This window comes from Pseudomonas pohangensis (genome assembly GCF_900105995.1).
GTDB lineage: Bacteria > Pseudomonadota > Gammaproteobacteria > Pseudomonadales > Pseudomonadaceae > Aquipseudomonas > Aquipseudomonas pohangensis.
Genome location: NZ_LT629785.1, coordinates 803942 through 822393 on the forward strand (window position 1 = coordinate 803942; position 18452 = coordinate 822393).

Below are 18452 nucleotides of genomic sequence, written 5' to 3' on the forward strand. Positions count from 1 at the left end.
CGGGGTTGCCGGAGGCTAGCAGGTGGCAGGCCCGGTTGAGAAGACATTGTTGTCAGCCGGCCGCTGATTGCAGCCAGCCTGCGGCGCGGGTCTCCGGGGGTTGCCGGGATCGGGCAGGTGTTCGCGATTGAGCTTCAGCTCATTGGGTTGCAAGGGCCTGGTTGCCGGCAACAGCGGGTTTTCCAGCTCGATGACCCGGCGTTGGCCGATTCTGGCGCGGCGCAAAACGTCGCCGAAATTACTGTAGAACAACCGGTCAAACGAGCCATCGGCGATGGCGCGCTGCAGGCCGATGGTCAATGTCCGGGCCAGCGCCCTGTTACCCGGCGCGACAAAGAAGTAGGTGTTACTCGGGTAATGCAATAACAGGTAGGGGTCGGCGACCAGGCCGGTGGATTTCAGCCTGCGCAACTCCTCCTCGATCTCCAGCAACGAGCGCGGAAAGTAATCGAAGCGCCCGGCCTTGAGCATCAGGAACAGGCTGGCATAGCTGGAGCTGGTCACCACCGGCAGATGGCTGGCTTCAAGAATGTAACGATCCGGCCAGTCATGGCCCTGACCGGCGCGCAGCTGTTGCAGGTCCTGCAGACTGGTGACCTGTTGCAGCAGCTGCGCCTTGTCCGCGCTGAGCAAGGCGATGCGCCAGCCAAGCAGACCCTTGTCGATGCTGATGCGGATCGGCAGCAAATCGGCTTCACGGGCTGTGCTGGTCATCGACCAGACCACATCGACGCTGCGGTTGTTTGCCAGCTCGGTCAGCGCCCGACTTTTCTCCATGTAGTTTGCGGATGCTTGCAGTTGCAGGTTGCTGCCAGCCTTGTGCAGTGCCAGTTGCAGCAACTCCAGGGCGTAAGCATCCCGATCCTCGAAGCCGGGAAGGGATTTCGGGTAGCGCAGCACTTCGCTGGCAGGCACGGCACTGGCGAACAGCAGGCACAGCCATACCAGCCGGATCAGGGTGATTGCCGATTTATGTCTGGTGAAATTCAAGAAGTGAAAAATCCTTTTGCCGATGCCTGCAAGTATCGGCAGTGGCTGCACAGCTAGCTAGTGCCCGATAGCGGAAAATTGCTGGAGCCAGAGCGATCAGGGGTGAGCGGGTGGTGCCTCAGCGTGTAGCCCGATGGTGCAAATAGATGGCTGCGTCGCGGATATCGAAAATGAATGAAAAAAGGATTACCGCAGTGACCACGCCGGTCCACACGGCATAGGGTGAAAAGCCCTTGCCGAACGGACGATTTTTCAGCAGCAGGTACAGCGCCGGCGACCAGCAAAGCACATGCACCAGCCCGACCAGTCCGGAAAGGTTGATGATGGAAAGTGCCGGGATCACGAATTTGGTAATCAACAGACCTAGAACCACCCCGGCAACTACCCAGCGCGCCTCGCTATGTTTCCAGACAAAAAATACGCCTGAAAGCATTGCGGCTGCCATAAAGGCGAGCCAGAGCTTGACCCATGCGGCGGCATTTGCCTGGCCCTCGGCATCCCATATCTGCAACGCCCCCGGCCCATGCTCGTAGGCCGCCAGGGCAGGCAGGGCAAACAACGCAGAAATCCCGCCGGCGAGCAGCAGCGTTGTTGCGGTTCGTACGGCTAGCGGATGCATGGCTGCTCTCTGCCCGGTGTGGTTGAGGGTGGAAACTAGCGCGTAGGCGGCAAAACGGCAAAGGCTTTTCCGGCGTGCTGCGCCAGACTGCTGGCTGCGGGATTCAAGCGTCCTGACGGACAAGCGGGAAGGCGGATTTGCCGCAATGTCAGGCGGGCGCGATCAACTACCATGACTAGGTAACCCACCTGTCAGGAGTGCTTGTTCATGTCCATGAAAATCTGCCTGCCCGCATTGCTTGGCCTGACTATGCTCGGCGGCCTGTCAGCCGTGCATGCCGAAACCGTTACCCCGCTCAAGGGCCAGACACCGGAGACGGTCCAGAGCGACGTGGCTGCCTGCCAGAGCCAGGCTACCAGCAGTCAATCCGCCAGCACCGGGAGTGAGCAGTCCGGTGGTGGCCGCTTGCGCGGCGCAGCTACCGGAGCCGTTGCCGGCGCAGCCGCAGCACAAGTGCGCGGCAACCAGCACGAAGAGATATATGACCGGGTGGACGACGACACCAAACAGGAATACCGGCAGAACCAAGCCAGGCAAACGGCGGCCGTCGGTGCCGTGGTTGGTGGCTCGAAACAGCGCAGAGAGCGGCGTGACGATCGCCGCGAGGAGCGCACGGCTGCAAGCACCTCGAGCCAGACCTACACCGACTGCATGACCGCGAAAGGCTACTCGGTCACTCCGTAAGGGCACAGCAAGTCGTCGCTATTTCACTCGCGTGATCGTTCCCACGCTCCGCGTGGGAATGCATCCAGTGACGCGCTGCGTCATGCCCGCGCCACTGGTCGGATCCGGGGCGGATCAAGTGTCTGCCCGGGCGCCCGGTTCAGGTATCATCGCCAGCGCTTTTTTGCCCACGCACGGGCCGATCAGCTGACGCTTACTGATGCGAACGACGAGAGACGTATGAAAAACGAAAACAGAGCCTTGGGGTTTGCGCCACTGATACTGCCGTTTGCCTTCAGTTTCTTTGCCTATTTCGCCGATATTCCCGGCTTCAATATGGATCAGGGGCTGTTGAAGTTTATCGGCTTGTTCCTGGCTATTGCCCTGGTCGGTCTGCCGGTGGCGTACATCTATGAATTCTTTATCGGCTTTCGTTTTTATCAGCTGATCAAGAAAAAGCAGCGCGTGAATATTTTCACTTTGACCCTGGGCGGGGTGCTGATTGCCGACATCCCCATGTTCTTGATCTGGCCGCTGGCCGGCAGTGAGGGCACGATCAGCTTCGCATCGACCGTGCAGTTGTTTTCATTTGTGGGTTTTATGATCGGCCTGAACTTCTGGGTGCTGCTGAATTATGAGCGCCTGCGCGGCCTGCTCAAGCGGTAGTGATTTGCTGCTGGCCAAGCCTGCGGATGTCCGGGCTACCACATACCTGGATGCTCCCATGTTCTTGCGCGGGAACGCTGATGGCGCCACGCAATGTGCCGGGCACACGCTAGAGATAATTCCTGGTTGCCTTGATGATGTTCCGGTACTTTCTCACCTCGTGGAAGCCGGCGCGGATATCCAGCAGGAAGATTTCCGCTGTGCGCCACACCAGCATCCATGCCGTGACGGTGACTATGCCCAGCGGGATTGTGCCTTCCACATTGAACTGGACGGCGAGCGTGACCAGAACAATGGCCAGCGCCAGTAATACCAGTCCCTGCAGGCGCATCCCGCGCATTTCGCTCTTGAGCCGGGCGATACGCTGTTCGAAGGTGTTGCTGATGGCCTTGCCCAGACGCTTCTGCTCCGCCGCCGGGCAGCTGATTTCCAGACTCAGGCGGTATTGGTGGGACGCCTCATCGGACAGGTAATCCGCCAGTTCGGAACACAATTTCGGATTTTTTTCAGCGGCAAAAGGGTTCAGATAATCCTGCGCGATCACCAGATCAATTTTCTTGCTCATTGCAGTCCTCGGAGTTCCAGCGGCGGTGTCGATGGCCCGAGCAGCATATCGCTCGCCTGCTCATGCCGAAAGGGGGCAAGGGCGCCCGGAGGAGGTGATTTGCCCCTGATCGCACGCGCCGCTCGGGAGGGATCAATCCCAGCGATCGATTTCAATCAACCCCTGTTGCCCTGCATAGTTGCGCGCACTTGAATAACGCCAATGCTCCGCGCGATCCACATAGCCACGCTGCAACGGATTGTGATGGATGTAATCGAGCTTTTCGCGCATCACCGCCGGGCTATAGACCAGCTCCGCATGGGCGCCTTCCTGCCAGAGCTGGTAGGCACGGTCGAGCTTGTGTGCGCGCCTGGCAAAACGCAGTCGCTCCAGCAAACGTTCCGCGCCTTGCGCGGTCAGTTGGTCGATAATCCGGCGCGCGGTGAAGGACTTGAAGCTGCTGACACAGCGACTCAGGTCCGGCGCCTGAGCGATGAAATGCAGATGGTTTTCCAATACAACGTAGCCGTACAGCCGCAGCCCTTGATGTGCCTGCTGGTAGCGCCAGCAGTCGAGCAGTATTTCCACCAGTGCAGGTCGGGTGAATAGCGGTAGCCACTCCATGACTGTACAGGTGAGGAAGTGCGGCTTATCCGGTTCGGTAATGACGTAGCGGCTGCGGCCCATGGGATTCGTCCTTGAATCGGCTGGTTGAGATGGTGCTGCCGGAGGCCAGGCAGATCTCCATCGCATATCCCCGATGGCTCCCATGCTCCTGCGTGAGAGCCTAGCCGCTGACGCTCTGCGTCGCCATATGGCGTGGGTCGTGCGGTGGTTGGCGGGTTGACGCTGGAGCGTCAAGGGCTGCATTCCCACGCGGAGCGTGGGAACGATCAATCTCATATCCCCGATGGCTCCCACGCTCCTGCGTGGGAGCCCGGCCGGTGACGCTCTGCGTCGCCATATGGCGTGGGTCGTGCGGTGGTTGCCGGATGGACGCTGGAGCGTCAAGGGCTGCATTCCCACGCAGAGCGTGGGAACGATCAAATGTCCGGACTACTTGCTGTTACCCGATGGCTCCCACGCTCCAGCGTGGGAGCCTGGCCGGTGACGCTCTGCGTCGCCACGTTGCTTGGGTCGTGCGGTAGTTGCCGGATGGACGCTGGAGCGTCGAAGGCTGCATTCCCACGCGGAGCGTGGGAACGATCAATGTCCGGACTACTTGCTAAAAATGCAATATGCCAGTAGCCAAGTAGTTGGAGTGATCCACATCAGCAGAGAAGGCAAGACCTCATCACTGAAAGTCGCTTCTAAGGTGATCGCCTTGAAAGTGGCTGGTAGTAATGCAAGTTGGTATGTGCGAGTTTCGGATCTGTTCAGGGGGAAGAAGTCGGACTGGCTGCCGCCTGCGGTTGGTGCTTGTGTCTGTGGGCGGTAAAGATGACTGGGGTCGAAATGATAGCTGCCATCTAATTTGACGATAGAAAACACCCATCCATCATTAAGATGGTTAAGGCATGCTTTGCGAAGCTCATCTGAAATATCAAAGCGCTGTAGAGCAGCCAAGCACATGGGTCGAATTCGTCGATCATCGTGCGTTCTTAGTCGCACCTCTTCAGAAAAGGCCTTCCAGGGAGAGTCTGCGACAAGCCAATACCTGTAGAGAAAGTAAAGCCAGATTCCCCAGGCAGCAAAAAGCAGAAAATACGGCCTTGAAAACTTGATCGGTAAATACATGAACGTGCCTTCAGGCTCGATATTTCCTCCTGCCAAGGCATAGATGATCAGTACAAGCGACAAAGAAATGAAAGCAATCCGTTGCCTATGGACAATTTCGGTAGGAAAGCGGCGCTGAGCTAAGTTTTTCTTGAGAGTCTTACCTGACATACAGACCTGCCTGATAAATTAAGAGCTGGTATTGAAACGTTTAAATTCAATGTCGATTAAACAAATGAAAAAGCCCCGCACGAGGCGGGGTTCTTAATTTTCAAGCGCCACCCAAAAAATAATAATTTCAGGTAAAGCGTTCACAATCTTTCTGCAAGTGCACTGAATCAATCCCAGCTCAACGCCCCACCTGTTTGATATTCAATAACCCGCGTCTCAAAAAAGTTCTTCTCCTTCTTCAGATCCATGATTTCGCTCATCCACGGGAAGGGGTTCACCGTGCCCGGGTATTCTTCTTTCAGGCCGATCTGCGACAGGCGGCGGTTGGCGATGAATTTGAGGTAGTCCTCCATCATCGCCGCGTTCATGCCGAGCACGCCGCGGGGCATGGTGTCGCGGGCGTATTCGATTTCCAGCTGGGTGCCTTGCAGGATCATCTGGGTCGCTTCGTCCTTCATCTGTGCGTCCCACAGGTGCGGGTTTTCGATCTTGATCTGGTTGATCACGTCGATGCCGAAGTTCAGGTGCATGGATTCGTCGCGCAGGATGTACTGGAACTGCTCGGCGACGCCGGTCATCTTGTTGCGCCGGCCCATGGACAGGATCTGGGTGAAGCCGCAATAGAAGAACACGCCTTCGAGTACGCAGTAGTAGGCGATCAGGTTGCGCAGCAGTTCCTTGTCGGTCTCGACGGTGCCGGTGGTGAAGGTCGGGTCGGAGATCGAGCGGGTGTACTTCAGACCCCAGGAGGCCTTTTTCGCCACGGACGGAATCTCGTGGTACATGTTGAAGATCTCGCCTTCGTCCATGGCCAGCGATTCGATGCAGTACTGGTAGGCGTGGGTGTGGATCGCTTCCTCGAAGGCCTGACGCAGGATGTACTGGCGGCACTCGGGGTTGGTGATCAGGCGGTACACGGCCAGCACCAGGTTGTTGGCGACCAGGCTGTCGGCGGTGGAGAAGAAACCGAGGTTGCGTTTGACGATGCGTCGCTCGTCTTCACTGAGGCCGTCCTTGCTCTTCCACAGGGCAATGTCGGCGTTCATGTTCACTTCCTGCGGCATCCAGTGGTTGGCGCAGCCGTCCAGATACTTCTGCCAGGCCCAGTCGTACTTGAACGGCACCAGCTGGTTGAGGTCGGCACGGGCGTTGATCATCTGCTTGTCGCCGACGTGCACGCGTGCGCTGGCGCCTTCCAGTTCGTCGAGGCCTTCCTGGATGTCCAGCTGGTTCAGTGCGGCCTTGGCGCGGGCGATCGCTGTCGAGTCGCTGGCGGACACCGCACGGGCTTCCTCGACCGAGCCGGCAGCGGCCTTGTCGAGTTTTTCCAGGCTGGCAGCTACTACCGGCGCAGCGGCCTTGGCGGGGGCGGCTGCCTGAGTGTCGCTGCCGTCTTCCTGATCAAATTCGTCCCAGCTAAGCATGGTCTTCTCCTGCTTGTTCGAGCGTGCCGGCAAAGGGGGCCGGCCTTGAATGGGTTTTCCAGTCGTTCTGATGGTTGGTTTTGGCCGAACCGGTAGGAGCGGGCTTGCCCGCGAAACTGCCTTGCGGGCTTGCATTCGCGGGCAAGCCCGCTCCTACAAAGGCTTACTGACAGGCCTCGCAGTCCGGTTCGTCGATGGCGCAGGCTTTCGGTACCGGGGCCGGACCAGCCGGTGCGGCGCTGAATGCTTCATCGATACCGCCATTGGATACCGCGTTCAGCTTGCCGGTGCTGATGGTCGACTTCTCGGTGCTGGTGGCGGCCAAGGCGCGGAGGTAGTAGGTGGTTTTCAGGCCACGGTACCAGGCCATGCGGTAGGTCACGTCGAGCTTCTTGCCGGAGGCGCCGGCGATGTACAGGTTCAGCGACTGCGCCTGGTCGATCCACTTCTGGCGACGGCTGGCTGCATCGACGATCCACTTGGTTTCCACTTCAAAGGCGGTGGCGTAGAGGTCTTTGAGGTCCTGCGGGATGCGCTCGATCTGCTGTACCGAACCGTCGTAGTACTTCAGGTCGTTGACCATGACCGGGTCCCACAGGCCACGGTTTTTCAGGTCGCGCACCAGGTACGGGTTGATCACGGTGAACTCGCCGGAGAGGTTGGATTTCACATAGAGGTTCTGATAAGTCGGCTCGATCGACTGCGATACGCCGGTGATGTTGGCGATGGTCGCGGTCGGGGCGATGGCCATGATGTTCGAGTTACGAATGCCTTTCTGCACACGGGCGCGGACCGGCGCCCAGTCCAGCGATTCAGTGAGGTCGACGTCGATGTACTTCTGGCCGCGCTGCTCAATCAGGATCTGCTGCGAATCCAGCGGCAGGATGCCCTTGGACCACAGCGAACCCTCGAAGCTGGAGTAGCTGCCGCGCTCGTCGGCCAGGTCACAGGAGGCCTGGATGGCGAAGTAGCTGACCGCTTCCATCGACTTGTCGGCGAATTCGACGGCGGCGTCGGAGCCGTAGGGAATGTGCTGCAGGTACAGCGCATCCTGGAAGCCCATGATGCCCAGGCCCACCGGACGGTGCTTGAAGTTGGAGTTCTTCGCCTGCGGCACGCTGTAGTAGTTGATGTCGATGACGTTATCCAGCATGCGCACGGCAGTCTTGATGGTCTTCTGCAGCTTGGCGGTGTCCAGCTGGCCGTCGGTGATGTGGTTCGGCAGGTTGACTGAACCGAGGTTGCATACGGCGATTTCGTCCTTGCAGGTGTTCAGGGTGATCTCGGTGCACAGGTTGGAGGAGTGCACCACACCGACGTGCTGCTGAGGGCTGCGCAGGTTGCACGGATCCTTGAAGGTCAGCCACGGGTGGCCGGTTTCGAACAGCATGGAGAGCATCTTGCGCCACAGGTCCTTGGCGGCGATGGTCTTGTGCAGCTTGATCTTGCCGTAGCCGGCCATGGCTTCGTAGTACTCGTAGCGCTCCTCGAAGGCCTTGCCGGTGAGGTCGTGCAGATCGGGTACTTCGGATGGCGAGAACAGGGTCCACGGGCCGTCGTCGAACACGCGCTTCATGAACAGGTCGGGAATCCAGTTGGCGGTGTTCATGTCGTGGGTACGACGGCGGTCATCACCGGTGTTCTTGCGCAGCTCGATGAACTCCTCGATGTCCATGTGCCAGGTTTCCAGGTAGGCGCACACGGCACCTTTGCGCTTGCCGCCCTGGTTGACCGCGACTGCAGTGTCGTTGACCACCTTGAGGAAGGGCACTACGCCCTGGGATTTGCCGTTGGTGCCCTTGATGTAGGCGCCCAGTGCGCGCACCGGCGTCCAGTCGTTGCCCAGCCCGCCGGCGTACTTCGACAGCATGGCGTTGTCGTGGATGGCGTTGTAGATACCCGACAGGTCGTCCGGCACGGTGGTCAGGTAGCACGACGACAGCTGCGGGCGCAGGGTGCCGGCGTTGAACAGGGTCGGCGTCGAGGCCATGTAGTCGAAGGACGACAACAGGTTATAGAACTCGATGGCGCGCTCTTCCTTCTGCGGTTCTTCAATGGCCAGGCCCATGGCCACGCGCATGAAGAAAATCTGTGGCAGCTCGAAGCGCACGCCATCCTTGTGAATGAAGTAGCGGTCGTAGAGGGTCTGCAGGCCGAGGTAGGTGAACTGCTGGTCGCGTTCGTGGTTGATCGCCTTACCGAGCTTTTCCAGATCAAAGCTGGCCAGCAGCGGATTGAGCAGTTCGAACTCGATGCCCTTGCTGATGTAGACCGGCAGGGCACGGGCGTACAGCTCGGCCATCTCGTGGTGGGTGGCGCTTTCGACTACGCCGAGAAAGCCCAGGCCTTCGGCACGGATGGTGTCCATCAGCAGGCGGGCGGTGACGTAGGAGTAGTTCGGCTCGCGCTCGACCAGGGTCCGCGCAGTCATCACCAGGGCGGTGGTCACGTCGTTGGGCGACACGCCGTCGTAGAGGTTCTTCAGGGTTTCGCGCTGGATCAGCGCGGCATCGACTTCGGCCAGATCGGCACAGGCTTCGCTGATGATGATGTCCAGGCGACCCATGTCCAGTGGCGCCAGGCTGCCATCGGCGAGTTTGATGCGGATGCTCGGGTGCGGCTGCGCCGGCGTGCTGCTGTTGCGCTGGGCGCGCGCCTGGCTGCGTGATTCGCGGTAGATCACGTAGTCGCGGGCGACTTTCTGCTCGCCGGAACGCATCAGCGCCAGCTCGACCTGGTCCTGGATTTCTTCAATGTGGATGGTGCCGCCGGAAGGCATGCGTCGCTTGAAGGTGGCGGTGACCTGCTCGGTCAGCCGTGCCACGGTTTCGTGGATACGCGAGGACGCAGCGGCCGTGCCACCTTCCACCGCGAGGAAGGCCTTGGTGATGGCCACGGTGATCTTGTCATCGGTGTAGGCGACCACGGTGCCGTTGCGCTTGATCACGCGCAGTTGACCGGGAGCGGTGGCCGCCAGTTCCTGGGAGGTATCCGCAGCCTGTTGCTGCGGGGTGGCCTGGGGGTTCTCGCGAGTGGTTTCGGTCAACATGAATAATCTCCGCGGGTTTCTAGTTATTGGTATCGGTTGGCTGATGCTGCACATACAGCGGGTTACTGCAGGGTCGGGAGCCTGCTGCTGGGCATCTCCGCAACCCGGAAAAGGGCTCTGTTGCTATCTGCTGGTGACCACTACAGCTAGTGGTTCACCTGTTTTCGTCACACAACCCGGTTGTGGCTTGCCGGGTTCAACCGGCCCGGCTGTCCGCGGCCATCCGGCCAGGTCTTGCGGGTACTTTGCCAGGCGCTTCAGGAACAGCGGATCAGCAGTCTGGCGGTGATTGCCGTCTTGTGTTTTTGTTTTGGTAAAAACCCAATATGTAGGGTTATATCCACGCTTGGAGTACAAGATAATGCGCTATTGCAGCTACTGCAACACGATATTTCCGGAACAACCTGTGGATAACTTGTGGGTGACCGGAGGGCGCCAGATGGTCACTCTTGCGGGGCTTTCAAAACGCGGGGTTGCGGCCATTTGTCGGCTGTCGGCGGGCGCCGCGGGAGTCTGCGGAGAATTTTTGCTGCCGCAACGGAAACACTACATATAGTGTTTTGCAGGAATGCAGTAGCGGCTTGGGTCGAACCTGTCCAGGGCTGGCTGCTCAGCCCTGACGGCTGGTGGCTGTGGCAATGCTGACCAGACTCAGCAGGTGGCTGCCCAGCGCTGCATGCTGACCGCTGAGCAGACTGTCCTTCGGCCACTGCGGTGCCAGGTCGCGCAGCAAACGTAACTGCAGGCGTCCGTCGGCATGGCATTCGAGCAGTTCGGCATCCTGAAAATAGAAGCGCTGGCCGACCAGCGGGTAGAGCGCCTTGAACAGGCTTTCCTTGCTGCAGAAGGTCAGGCTGACCAGCCAGGCATGTTCGCTTGCGGGCAGGCAGGCCATGCGTTGCAACTCGTCGGGGCAGAGAATCTGCGCGGCCAGCCGCTGGGCCCGTGTGTTGCTCATCAGCACTTCGGCATCCAGGCCAAGGCCGAGGAAGTCTTGCCGTGAGGCGACTGCGGCGGCGGCCAATCCGTTGCTGTGGGTGATCGAGCCGCAGAGCCCGGCGGGCCATTGCGGAGCACCTTCAGCATCCTGGCCGGGAGCCGTCAGGTCGGGCGCTTGTGCTTGCAGGGCACTGCGTGCGCACAGGCGTCCGGCGAGAAATTCAGTCTGGCGTTTGGCCACGGCGCGCTGGATGTGGGCTGGTGCGCTGATGCCGGCCTGCACGAATGCCTGCGGACTCAGCCCTTGCGCATCGAAGCTGCAGCTATACAGCGCTACCGCAGGCTGGGCATGCACAAAAGGCCAGATGCGCAGCGGCGGACTGCAACAGGCGGACAACGGAGTGGTTTGCGCCATCAGCTTTCCTGCGCGCGGTAGGCGCCGGGGGTCAGCCCGGTCCATTTCTTGAAGGCCCGGTGAAACGCCGAAGGCTCGGAAAATCCAAGCTGCTCGGCGATATCCTGGATCGGCAATTCATTGCGCCCCAGATGGTAAATGGCCAGGTCAAGGCGCAACTGGTCCTTGAGCTCCTGAAAGCTCGAGCCGGCTTCACGCAGATGCCGGCGCAGGGTTTGCGGGCTGGTGTTGAGTTGCCGGGCCACGCCGTCCAGATCCGGCCAGTGGTTGCAGTCGCGTCCGAGCAGGCGGCGAATCTGGCTGGGCAGGTTGTCGCCGCCATCCGGGCGCGCCAGCAGGTCGGCGGGGGAGTGCTTGAGGAACTGGCGCAGGGTGCGTTCGTCCTGCAGCAAAGGCAGGTCCAGATAGCGCGCTTGAAACAGCAGGCTGGTGCTGCCGGCACCGAAGCGCCGCGGGCAGGGAAACATCAGCTCGTAGTCATCGGCGTGGGCCGGCTGTGCATAGCTGAAAGTGGTTTCTTCCAGACGGATGCGCTGGCCGATCAGCCAGCTGGCCAGACGATGCCAGATCACCAGCAGGCATTCGGTGAGGAAGTGGTCCGGGTCCCATAGCTGCGAGTTGTCCAGGCTCAGCCGCGCCAGCTCGCCTTCGCGCTGCAACTGCAGGTCCGGTGCCTGCGGGAACAGGTTGTAGAACAGCACGCCACGGCGCAGGGCCTTGTCCAGGGTGCGGCAATGGATCGTGGCATGGCACATCATGGCGAAGGTGCCGGGCTTGCTCTGCACCGGACCGAAGCCCATGTACTCGTCGCCCAGCGCTTCCCACAGCAGGCGGATCAGCCGGGCGAACTGCTCCGGGTCGACGCGCGCCCGCGACTGTTCGAGCAGGGCCGGTTGAATGCCGGCGGCCCGCAGTATGGCCGTGCAGTCATGCCCCTGACGCTGCGCCCCGCGCAGGGCCGCACGAACAAAATGGCTGGGAATGGTGCGCTCGTGCATGAACAGTTTCCGAAGTCGTCAGGCTAGCGATGTTAGCCTGAAATGGCCTGTGCGCGGCGTTGGCGGCATGCTGAAACTGTGGGGGCGTCGCCCTCGGCGCGAGCCTTTGCTTTATATGGGTAGCTTGGCGCTGGCTTTATCGCGGCGGGTCGCCGCTCTCACAGATATCGCCGTTGCAGATGTCTGCAGTGGCGAGGCCGCCCTACGTCAAACCGTGTGGCGTTAGCGCGGATACAGCGGTGGCAGCGGGCTGCTCTCGGCCGCGCCTGGCGTGCTCTTGACGGGTGGCATGTTGCGGATTGCCTGCCACAGGTCCTTGCCGTCCCAGCTCAATTCGTCGGCCCCGTAGAGTGCGCCATTGAGGGCGTCCAGCGCTTCGGCCAGCGGTGTGAAGCGCTCGGCCATGGCGGCCAGGGTTTCCGGTTGCTGGCGCGCCCAGGCGTCGAGGGTCTGCCGCGTGAGCGGGGCGTCGTTGGCCTGGCAGGCGCGTTTCAGTTCGTCGAGCAGGGTGCGCGGACTCGGCCCGCTTTGCACCGTGCTGACCACCGCCGGTTGCTTGCGTGCCCACCACCACAGGCTGAAGCCGAGCAGCGTGGTCAGCGCCAGCAGCGCGCAGGCCAGTTGCCAGGGCCACAACAGATGCTCGTTGCTGATCACTACTGCAGCGGGTTCGCTGGTCGGTGGCTGCACCGGCGTCAGGTTCGGATTCTCCAGAATCTGCAGGCTGCGGCCGGGCACACTGGAGCGGGCCAGGCGATCTTCCCTGGTGTTCCACCAGACCACTTCGATTGCCGGCAGCTGCAATTCACCACTTCGCGTGGGCACCAGCGCCTGGGTTTCCTCGCGGCTGCCGATCACCCCGTTGGCACTGCTCTGATTGACCAGCTTGGGTTGCTCGGGGTAACTGCGTATGCCGGGCGGCAAGGTGGCCGCCAGCGGCGGCAACTGGGCCGCCGAGAGGCCATCGACTTTCATCAGTACGTTGCGCGTCACCGACTGGCCAACCTCCAGATTTTCCGGCTCCGGACTCCAGGCTTCGTTGAGGCTCAATGAACGGGCCGGCAGCCAGGGAGCATCGGCCGGGTAGCTGGCCGGTTTGGGTTTTACCTGCAGCGGAATGCTCGGCGACTTCAGGCGTGTCGGTTTGCCAAAGGGAATGAAACTGGAACCGGCCGAGCGGTCGGCGACGGTGGCACTGAATAGCTGTGAGGGGATTTTCAGCGTGCCACTCTTTTGCGGAAAGATGGCGTAGCTGACTTCAATGACGCCATAGCGCACGCCGTTGATGTCCTTTTCATAATTGCGTGCCGAGCCCAGTGGCTCGACCCGCGCGTCGTCCATTTTCAGCGGTGTCAGGTTGCTGTCGTTGTACAGCGAGACCGAGTGGTAGATGCGCAGGGTAAGGACCACCTGCTGTTGCACGTAGACACTCTCCTGATCGAGGCTGGCGTCGATGAACACCGGTGCGCCGGAAGTGTTGCCGCTGCCGTTGCCCTGGTTGACCTGCAGGGTGATCGGCTGGCTGTGCTGGTCACCCAGTTGCAGTGCCGGGATCACCAGTTCACCGGTGCGCCTGGGCAGCAGGCTGACGTTCCAGGTGGTGGTGGCGCTGGTGTTGCCGTTGATGTTGCTCAGCTGGTTCATCTGCCGGCTGCCGAGTATCTCGAAGTCCTGCTCCAGCGGTGACAGGTCGGGTTTGCCGAACAGGGTCGCATCGTCCGACTGCAGACGCAGTTCGACGGTTTCCCCTTCGCTCAGCTGGTTGCGGTCCACGCTGGCAGTGAAACTGGCAGCGCCGGCCTGTGCCGCGAGCAGGACAAGGAGCAGGGTGCAGAGGTGACGGATCATGGCAAATTTTCCTGACGGCGTTGCTGTTCGTACCAGAACTTGCGGCGCAGCAGTTCCGAGGGGTCATCGGGGATCTGCCGCAGCCATTGTTCCAGGGCCTGACGGCTCTCCTGATCCAGCTGTTCGACATTCTCGCCCGCCTGGCTGGCTGCCGGGCTCTCGCCGGCGTCCGCCTGAGCGCCGGTTGCCTGCGTCTGTGCGGGGGCGCCGGCGTCCTTGTCGCGGGGGTTGGTGCTGTTGCTGGTCAGTGGTTCACTGGCTGCGTTGTTCGCCGCCGGGCTGGTGCTGTCGGCCGGCTTTGCAGCGGTTTGCTGGTCGGCCTGCGCCGGACTGGCTGCGCCATCTGCCGGTGGCTGCGCGGAAGTGGTATCCGGCTGATTGGCAGCATCCGGCTTGCCGGGCTTGTTGCTGGCATCAGCGGATTGCGCCGCGCCGGCCTCGGGCTGCTGGCCCGCCTGGTCCTGCTGTTGATTGCCCTGCTGCGGCTTCTGTTGCTGGCCGCTGTTGCCGGACTGCTGCTGATCCTGTTTGCCTTGCTGGCCCTCGGCCTGCTGTTGATTCTGCTGCTCTTGCTGCTGGCGCAGCAGGTCTTCGATCAGCGCCTTGTTCTGCTGCGCCTGGGGCATCTCGGGCTGGCGCTCGAGTGCGGTTTCATAGGCGTCCAGCGCCGCTTCCAGATCGCCATTCCTGGCCAGCGCATTGCCGCGATTGAAGTGATCGACGGCGCGGTCGCCCTGGGTGAAGGCACTGGCGGCATCGGCATAATTACCCGCCTGATACTGCGCAATGCCCTGCCAGCGGGGATCGGCAAAATGCTCGGCCGCCGCTGCCGGTTGCTCCTGTTGCAGCAGCCGTGCGCCTTGCTGGTCAGGGGTGAGCCAGAGGTCGATGAACTCGAAGGCATACACCGGCCGTGGCGTCACCAGCAGCAGCGGCAGCAGGCAGAACAGCCAGCCACGGCGGCTGGCGCAGGCGGCCAGCAGCAATAGCGGCAGCAGCAACCAGTGCCCTGCATCGGCCCACAACTCCAGGCGTGTCGGTTCGCCGGCTTGCCGGGTGCTGTGTACCTGGTCGAGCAGTTGCAGTTGGTCCAGATCCAGACTGTCCGGGCGCAAGCGGCTGTAATGACCGCCAGTGCTGCCGGCCAGTTGTTGCAGACTGCTTTCATCGAGCCGCGGCAGCAGGATGCTGCCCTTGTCATCCTTGACGAAGCTGCCATCGGCCTGGGTGATCGGCGCTCCTTCGCTGGTACCGACGCCGAGGATATCCACTGACGTACCGCTGTTGCCCAGCAACCGGCGAATCCCGGCCTGCTCCTGATCGTCGAGCTGTGCCGTGATCAGCAGGATGCGGCCCTTGCCGTTGGCACCCTGTTGCAGCAGTTGCAGGGCTTTTTCCACACCCAGATCGGCGCGCCGGCCGGGCACCGGCATGATCGAAGGCTTCAGCGATTCCAGCAGATTGCTCGAAGTCAGCAGGTCATCGGAAAGCGGCACCAGACTGTGGGCGCTGCCGGCGTAGACGACGATCGCGGTCTGCGCATCGTCGCGCGCCTGCAACAGGTCGAGCACTTTGCGCCGCGCCTGTTCCTGACGGCTCGGCGGGGTGTCGGCAGCGAGCATTTCTGCGCTCTGGTCGAGCACCACCACCAGCGGGTCGGCGCGCTTGAGCGGATTGTTTTCGATCTGCTGCCAGCTCGGACCCAGCAGGGCCAGCAGGGCCAGTAGCCAGCCCAGAGTCAGTGCCAGCCAGGGCAGGCGCGTGCTGCGCTGCTGGCCGCCACTGAGCAGGGCGTGATGGAACACCGCGGGGATCAGTGCCTGCCAGCGACCACTGCGCTGCGGGCGATGCCAGAGTTGCCAGGCGAACCAGATCAGCAGCGGCAGCAACAGCAGCCAGCCCGGGCGCAGCCAGTGTGGCCAGAACGCGCTCATGGTTGCCCCCTGAAGAGTGTGCGGGCCTTGCTGCGGGCGTTGGCCCAGCGCTGCGGCCACAGTTCCCGCGATACCAGCAGCAGACTGAGCAGCAGGGCAATGCCCAGTGGCCAGGGAAACAGCGGTCGGGCCGGGCGCGCCTGGGTCGGCTGCTGGGCGACCGGCTCCAGCTGGTCGAGAGCCTGGCTGATCTCGGCCAGCTCGCCGGCGTCACGGGCACGGAAATAGCGGCCGCCGGTGATGCCGGCAATCTCGGTCAGTTGCGGCTCGTCGAGGTCCAGTCCGGGATTCATGCCGAGCAAGCCGGCAATGCCGCTGGCCTTGGGGTCGGCACCGATACCGATGGTGTAGATTTTCACGCCTTCCTCGGCAGCCAGGCGGGCGGCAGTCAGCGGTTCGATCTGGCCGGCGGTGTTGGCACCATCGGTCACCAGTACCAGTACCCGGCTCTGTGCCGGCCGCTCGCGCAGGCGTTTGACTGCGAGGCCGATGGCATCGCCAATGGCGGTATTCTTGCCGGCGATGCCGATCAGCGCTTCATCCAGCCAGGTCCTGACGGTTTGCCGGTCAAAGGTCAGGGGTGCCTGCAGGTAGGCGTTGCTGCCAAACAGGATCAGCCCGAGGCGGTCGCTCTGGCGACCCGAGATGAACTCGCCGACCAGGCCCTTGACCAGGTTCAGACGGCTGACCTCCTGCCCCTGCCATTGCATGTCGGTGTAATCCATCGAGCCGGAAACATCCACGGCGAGCATCAGGTCACGTCCGCTGGTGGCGATCGGCAGTGGTTCGCCGACCCATTCCGGGCGTGCGGCAGCCAGTAACAGCAGCAGCCACAGCAGGCCGATCGGCCAGTGCTGGCGCATGTCCGGGAAGGTCTTGCGCGCACGGCGGCCGGCGAGGGTTTCGAGGTCGGCAATGAAGGTCACGCGCAGCGCCGCTTCGCCACTGTCGGCCGGCGGCAGCAGGCGACGCATCAGCCAGGGCAGCGGGGTGAGCAGGAAAACCCAGGGCCAGGTGAACTCAAACATGTTTGCGAATCCAGGTTTCCACGGACTTGTTGAGGCCGTCGATGGCCTCTTGGTCCAGTTTGCATTGCGGGCGGTAGCCGCCATCGACCAGCACCATCCAGCGCGTCAAACCGGCCGCCGGGCAGCGGCTGTCGAGAAAGGCCAGCCAGGCCCGGCCACTGAGGGTGTGGCTGTGCTGGCTGGGATAGTGCTCACGGCACAGGCGCTTGAGCAGGGCGTTGAGTTGTTGCAGCCAGATGCCGGCGGGCTCGTCGGGCAGCGGCCGTGGCAACTGTTCCAGCTCGTGCAGGGCAGCCAGGCGCAGTGGATCCAGTTCATTGCTGCGCTTGGGCTTGCGCAACTTGCCGGCCAGGCGCTTGCGCAGTTGCCAGAGACCCCAGAACAGCAGCGGCAGCAGAATCAGCAGCAACCACCAGCCGGGCGCGGGCGGCCACCAGGACACTGGTGGCGGGCTGATCGGCGGCAGCAGCTGATCAAGCGGATTCATCGGCGGCCACCACTCTGCAGGTGTTCGCGGATCTGCTCGACGATGTCGCTCCGGGTGTGCAGTGGCATCAGCAGGACACAGAGTTTCTGCGCCAGCCGTTGCCAGCGCGCCTGGCGTGCTGCGCCCAGTGCGGCATAGCCCAGACGCAGATCGGCGTCCTGGGTGTCGATTTCCAGTTGGGTGTAGCGATCGGTAAAGCGCAGCAGACCGGCGGCTGGCAGTGCATGGTCGAGCTGGTCGGAGAGCGGCATGAGGATCAGGTCGGTATGCCGGGCGAGCAGGCTGAGTTGCTGTTCGGCGGTATCGCCGAGGGCGCGCTCGTCACACAGCACCACCACCAGGCTGCCGGGGCGCAGCACTTCGCGGGCGCGGCGCAGGGCCAGGCTGAAGCCGTCGCGCGGGCCCACGGCGCTGTCGGCAGACAGACCCTGGTTGGCCCGCACGGTCCAGTTGAGCAGTTGCAGCAGGCTCTGCTTGCTGCGTCGCGGACGTACTTCATGGTGTTCGCTGTCACTGAACACCAGGCCGCCGATGCGGTCGTTGTGTTCCAGCGCGGCCCAGCCGAGCAGGCTTGCCGCGTGGGCGGCGATGACCGACTTGAAGGCCAGACCGGAGCCGAAAAACAGCCGCCGGCTTTGTTCGACGATGATGAAGATCGGCCGCTCGCGCTCTTCGTGAAAGACCTTGGTGTGCGGTTTTTGCGTACGTGCGGTGACGCGCCAGTCGATGGTGCGCACGTCATCTCCCGGCTGGTAGGCGCGCACCTGGTCGAAGTCGACCCCGCGTCCGCGCAGCCGGGAATGGTGCAGGCCGATCAGCGGACTGCGCCGCGCCGGGGTGGAGAAAATCTGCACCTCATGCACGTGGTGACGCATGCCGATCAGTTCCGCCAGGCTGGTGCGGATGCCGGGTTGAGCGGGCAGGTCATGCATGATCAACAGTGCCCCGGACTGCCACGGTC

16 protein-coding genes are annotated in these 18452 nt (G+C 62.1%); 2 read left to right on the top strand and 14 right to left on the bottom strand.

From position 1 onward, the window contains the following. Positions 1-15: 15 nt before the first annotated feature. Positions 16-990, bottom strand: coding sequence for a substrate-binding periplasmic protein (locus BLT89_RS03865; RefSeq protein WP_197673534.1), 975 nt, complete (start codon positions 988-990; stop codon positions 16-18). A gap of 118 nt (positions 991-1108) precedes the next feature. Beyond that, on the bottom strand, positions 1109-1609 hold the full coding sequence (locus tag BLT89_RS03870) for a hypothetical protein (RefSeq protein WP_090193186.1): 501 nt from the start codon (positions 1607-1609) through the stop codon (positions 1109-1111). Positions 1610-1822: 213 nt separating this feature from the next. Between BLT89_RS03870 and BLT89_RS03875 the strand changes: the two genes are divergently transcribed. After that, positions 1823-2293: a hypothetical protein gene (locus tag BLT89_RS03875; protein ID WP_408003064.1), complete on the top strand. Its 471-nt coding sequence runs from the start codon at positions 1823-1825 to the stop codon at positions 2291-2293. Positions 2294-2512: 219 nt separating this feature from the next. Next, positions 2513-2938, top strand: a complete 426-nt coding sequence (locus tag BLT89_RS03880; RefSeq protein WP_090193188.1) for a hypothetical protein — start codon at positions 2513-2515, stop codon at positions 2936-2938. A 109-nt stretch (positions 2939-3047) separates the two neighbouring features. Here the strand turns inward: BLT89_RS03880 and BLT89_RS03885 are convergent, their stop codons facing one another. From BLT89_RS03885 to BLT89_RS03940, 12 genes are all read right to left on the bottom strand, one after another. Beyond that, positions 3048-3503 carry a hypothetical protein gene (locus BLT89_RS03885; RefSeq protein WP_090193189.1) on the bottom strand — a complete coding sequence of 152 codons (456 nt, stop codon included), beginning with the start codon at positions 3501-3503 and terminating at the stop codon, positions 3048-3050. 132 nt (positions 3504-3635) lie between these two features. Continuing rightward, complete coding sequence (locus BLT89_RS03890; protein WP_090193190.1) at positions 3636-4169, bottom strand: REP-associated tyrosine transposase; 534 nt, start codon at positions 4167-4169, stop codon at positions 3636-3638. Between the two features lie 531 nt (positions 4170-4700). Further along, positions 4701-5369, bottom strand: a complete 669-nt coding sequence (locus BLT89_RS03895) for a hypothetical protein (protein ID WP_090193191.1) — start codon at positions 5367-5369, stop codon at positions 4701-4703. A gap of 167 nt (positions 5370-5536) precedes the next feature. After that, positions 5537-6793 carry a ribonucleotide-diphosphate reductase subunit beta gene (locus tag BLT89_RS03900; protein ID WP_090193192.1) on the bottom strand — a complete coding sequence of 419 codons (1257 nt, stop codon included), beginning with the start codon at positions 6791-6793 and terminating at the stop codon, positions 5537-5539. Between the two features lie 163 nt (positions 6794-6956). Then, a complete protein-coding gene (locus BLT89_RS03905) occupies positions 6957-9842 on the bottom strand; it encodes a ribonucleoside-diphosphate reductase subunit alpha (protein ID WP_090193193.1) in 2886 nt (961 codons plus the stop codon). A 610-nt stretch (positions 9843-10452) separates the two neighbouring features. Continuing rightward, the gene (locus BLT89_RS03910; RefSeq protein WP_090193194.1) at positions 10453-11196 is read right to left on the bottom strand and encodes a 4'-phosphopantetheinyl transferase family protein; all 744 of its coding nucleotides are present in this window, start codon (positions 11194-11196) and stop codon (positions 10453-10455) included. Then, entirely contained in the window at positions 11196-12194 is a 999-nt protein-coding gene (locus BLT89_RS03915) for an AraC family transcriptional regulator (protein ID WP_090193195.1), read from the bottom strand. The genes BLT89_RS03910 and BLT89_RS03915 overlap by 1 nt, the downstream gene beginning before the upstream one ends. A 222-nt stretch (positions 12195-12416) precedes the next feature. Beyond that, positions 12417-14042, bottom strand: a complete 1626-nt coding sequence (locus tag BLT89_RS03920; RefSeq protein ID WP_090193196.1) for a BatD family protein — start codon at positions 14040-14042, stop codon at positions 12417-12419. Further along, positions 14039-15976: a VWA domain-containing protein gene (locus BLT89_RS03925; protein ID WP_090193197.1), complete on the bottom strand. Its 1938-nt coding sequence runs from the start codon at positions 15974-15976 to the stop codon at positions 14039-14041. The genes BLT89_RS03920 and BLT89_RS03925 overlap by 4 nt, the downstream gene beginning before the upstream one ends. After that, positions 15973-17004 (bottom strand): vWA domain-containing protein, encoded by a 1032-nt coding sequence (locus BLT89_RS03930; RefSeq protein WP_090193198.1) that lies wholly within the window; start codon positions 17002-17004, stop codon positions 15973-15975. The genes BLT89_RS03925 and BLT89_RS03930 overlap by 4 nt, the downstream gene beginning before the upstream one ends. Next, positions 16997-17491: a DUF4381 domain-containing protein gene (locus tag BLT89_RS03935; RefSeq protein ID WP_090193199.1), complete on the bottom strand. Its 495-nt coding sequence runs from the start codon at positions 17489-17491 to the stop codon at positions 16997-16999. The genes BLT89_RS03930 and BLT89_RS03935 overlap by 8 nt, the downstream gene beginning before the upstream one ends. Continuing rightward, positions 17488-18423 (bottom strand): DUF58 domain-containing protein, encoded by a 936-nt coding sequence (locus BLT89_RS03940; RefSeq protein WP_090193200.1) that lies wholly within the window; start codon positions 18421-18423, stop codon positions 17488-17490. The genes BLT89_RS03935 and BLT89_RS03940 overlap by 4 nt, the downstream gene beginning before the upstream one ends. Positions 18424-18452 lie beyond the last annotated feature (29 nt).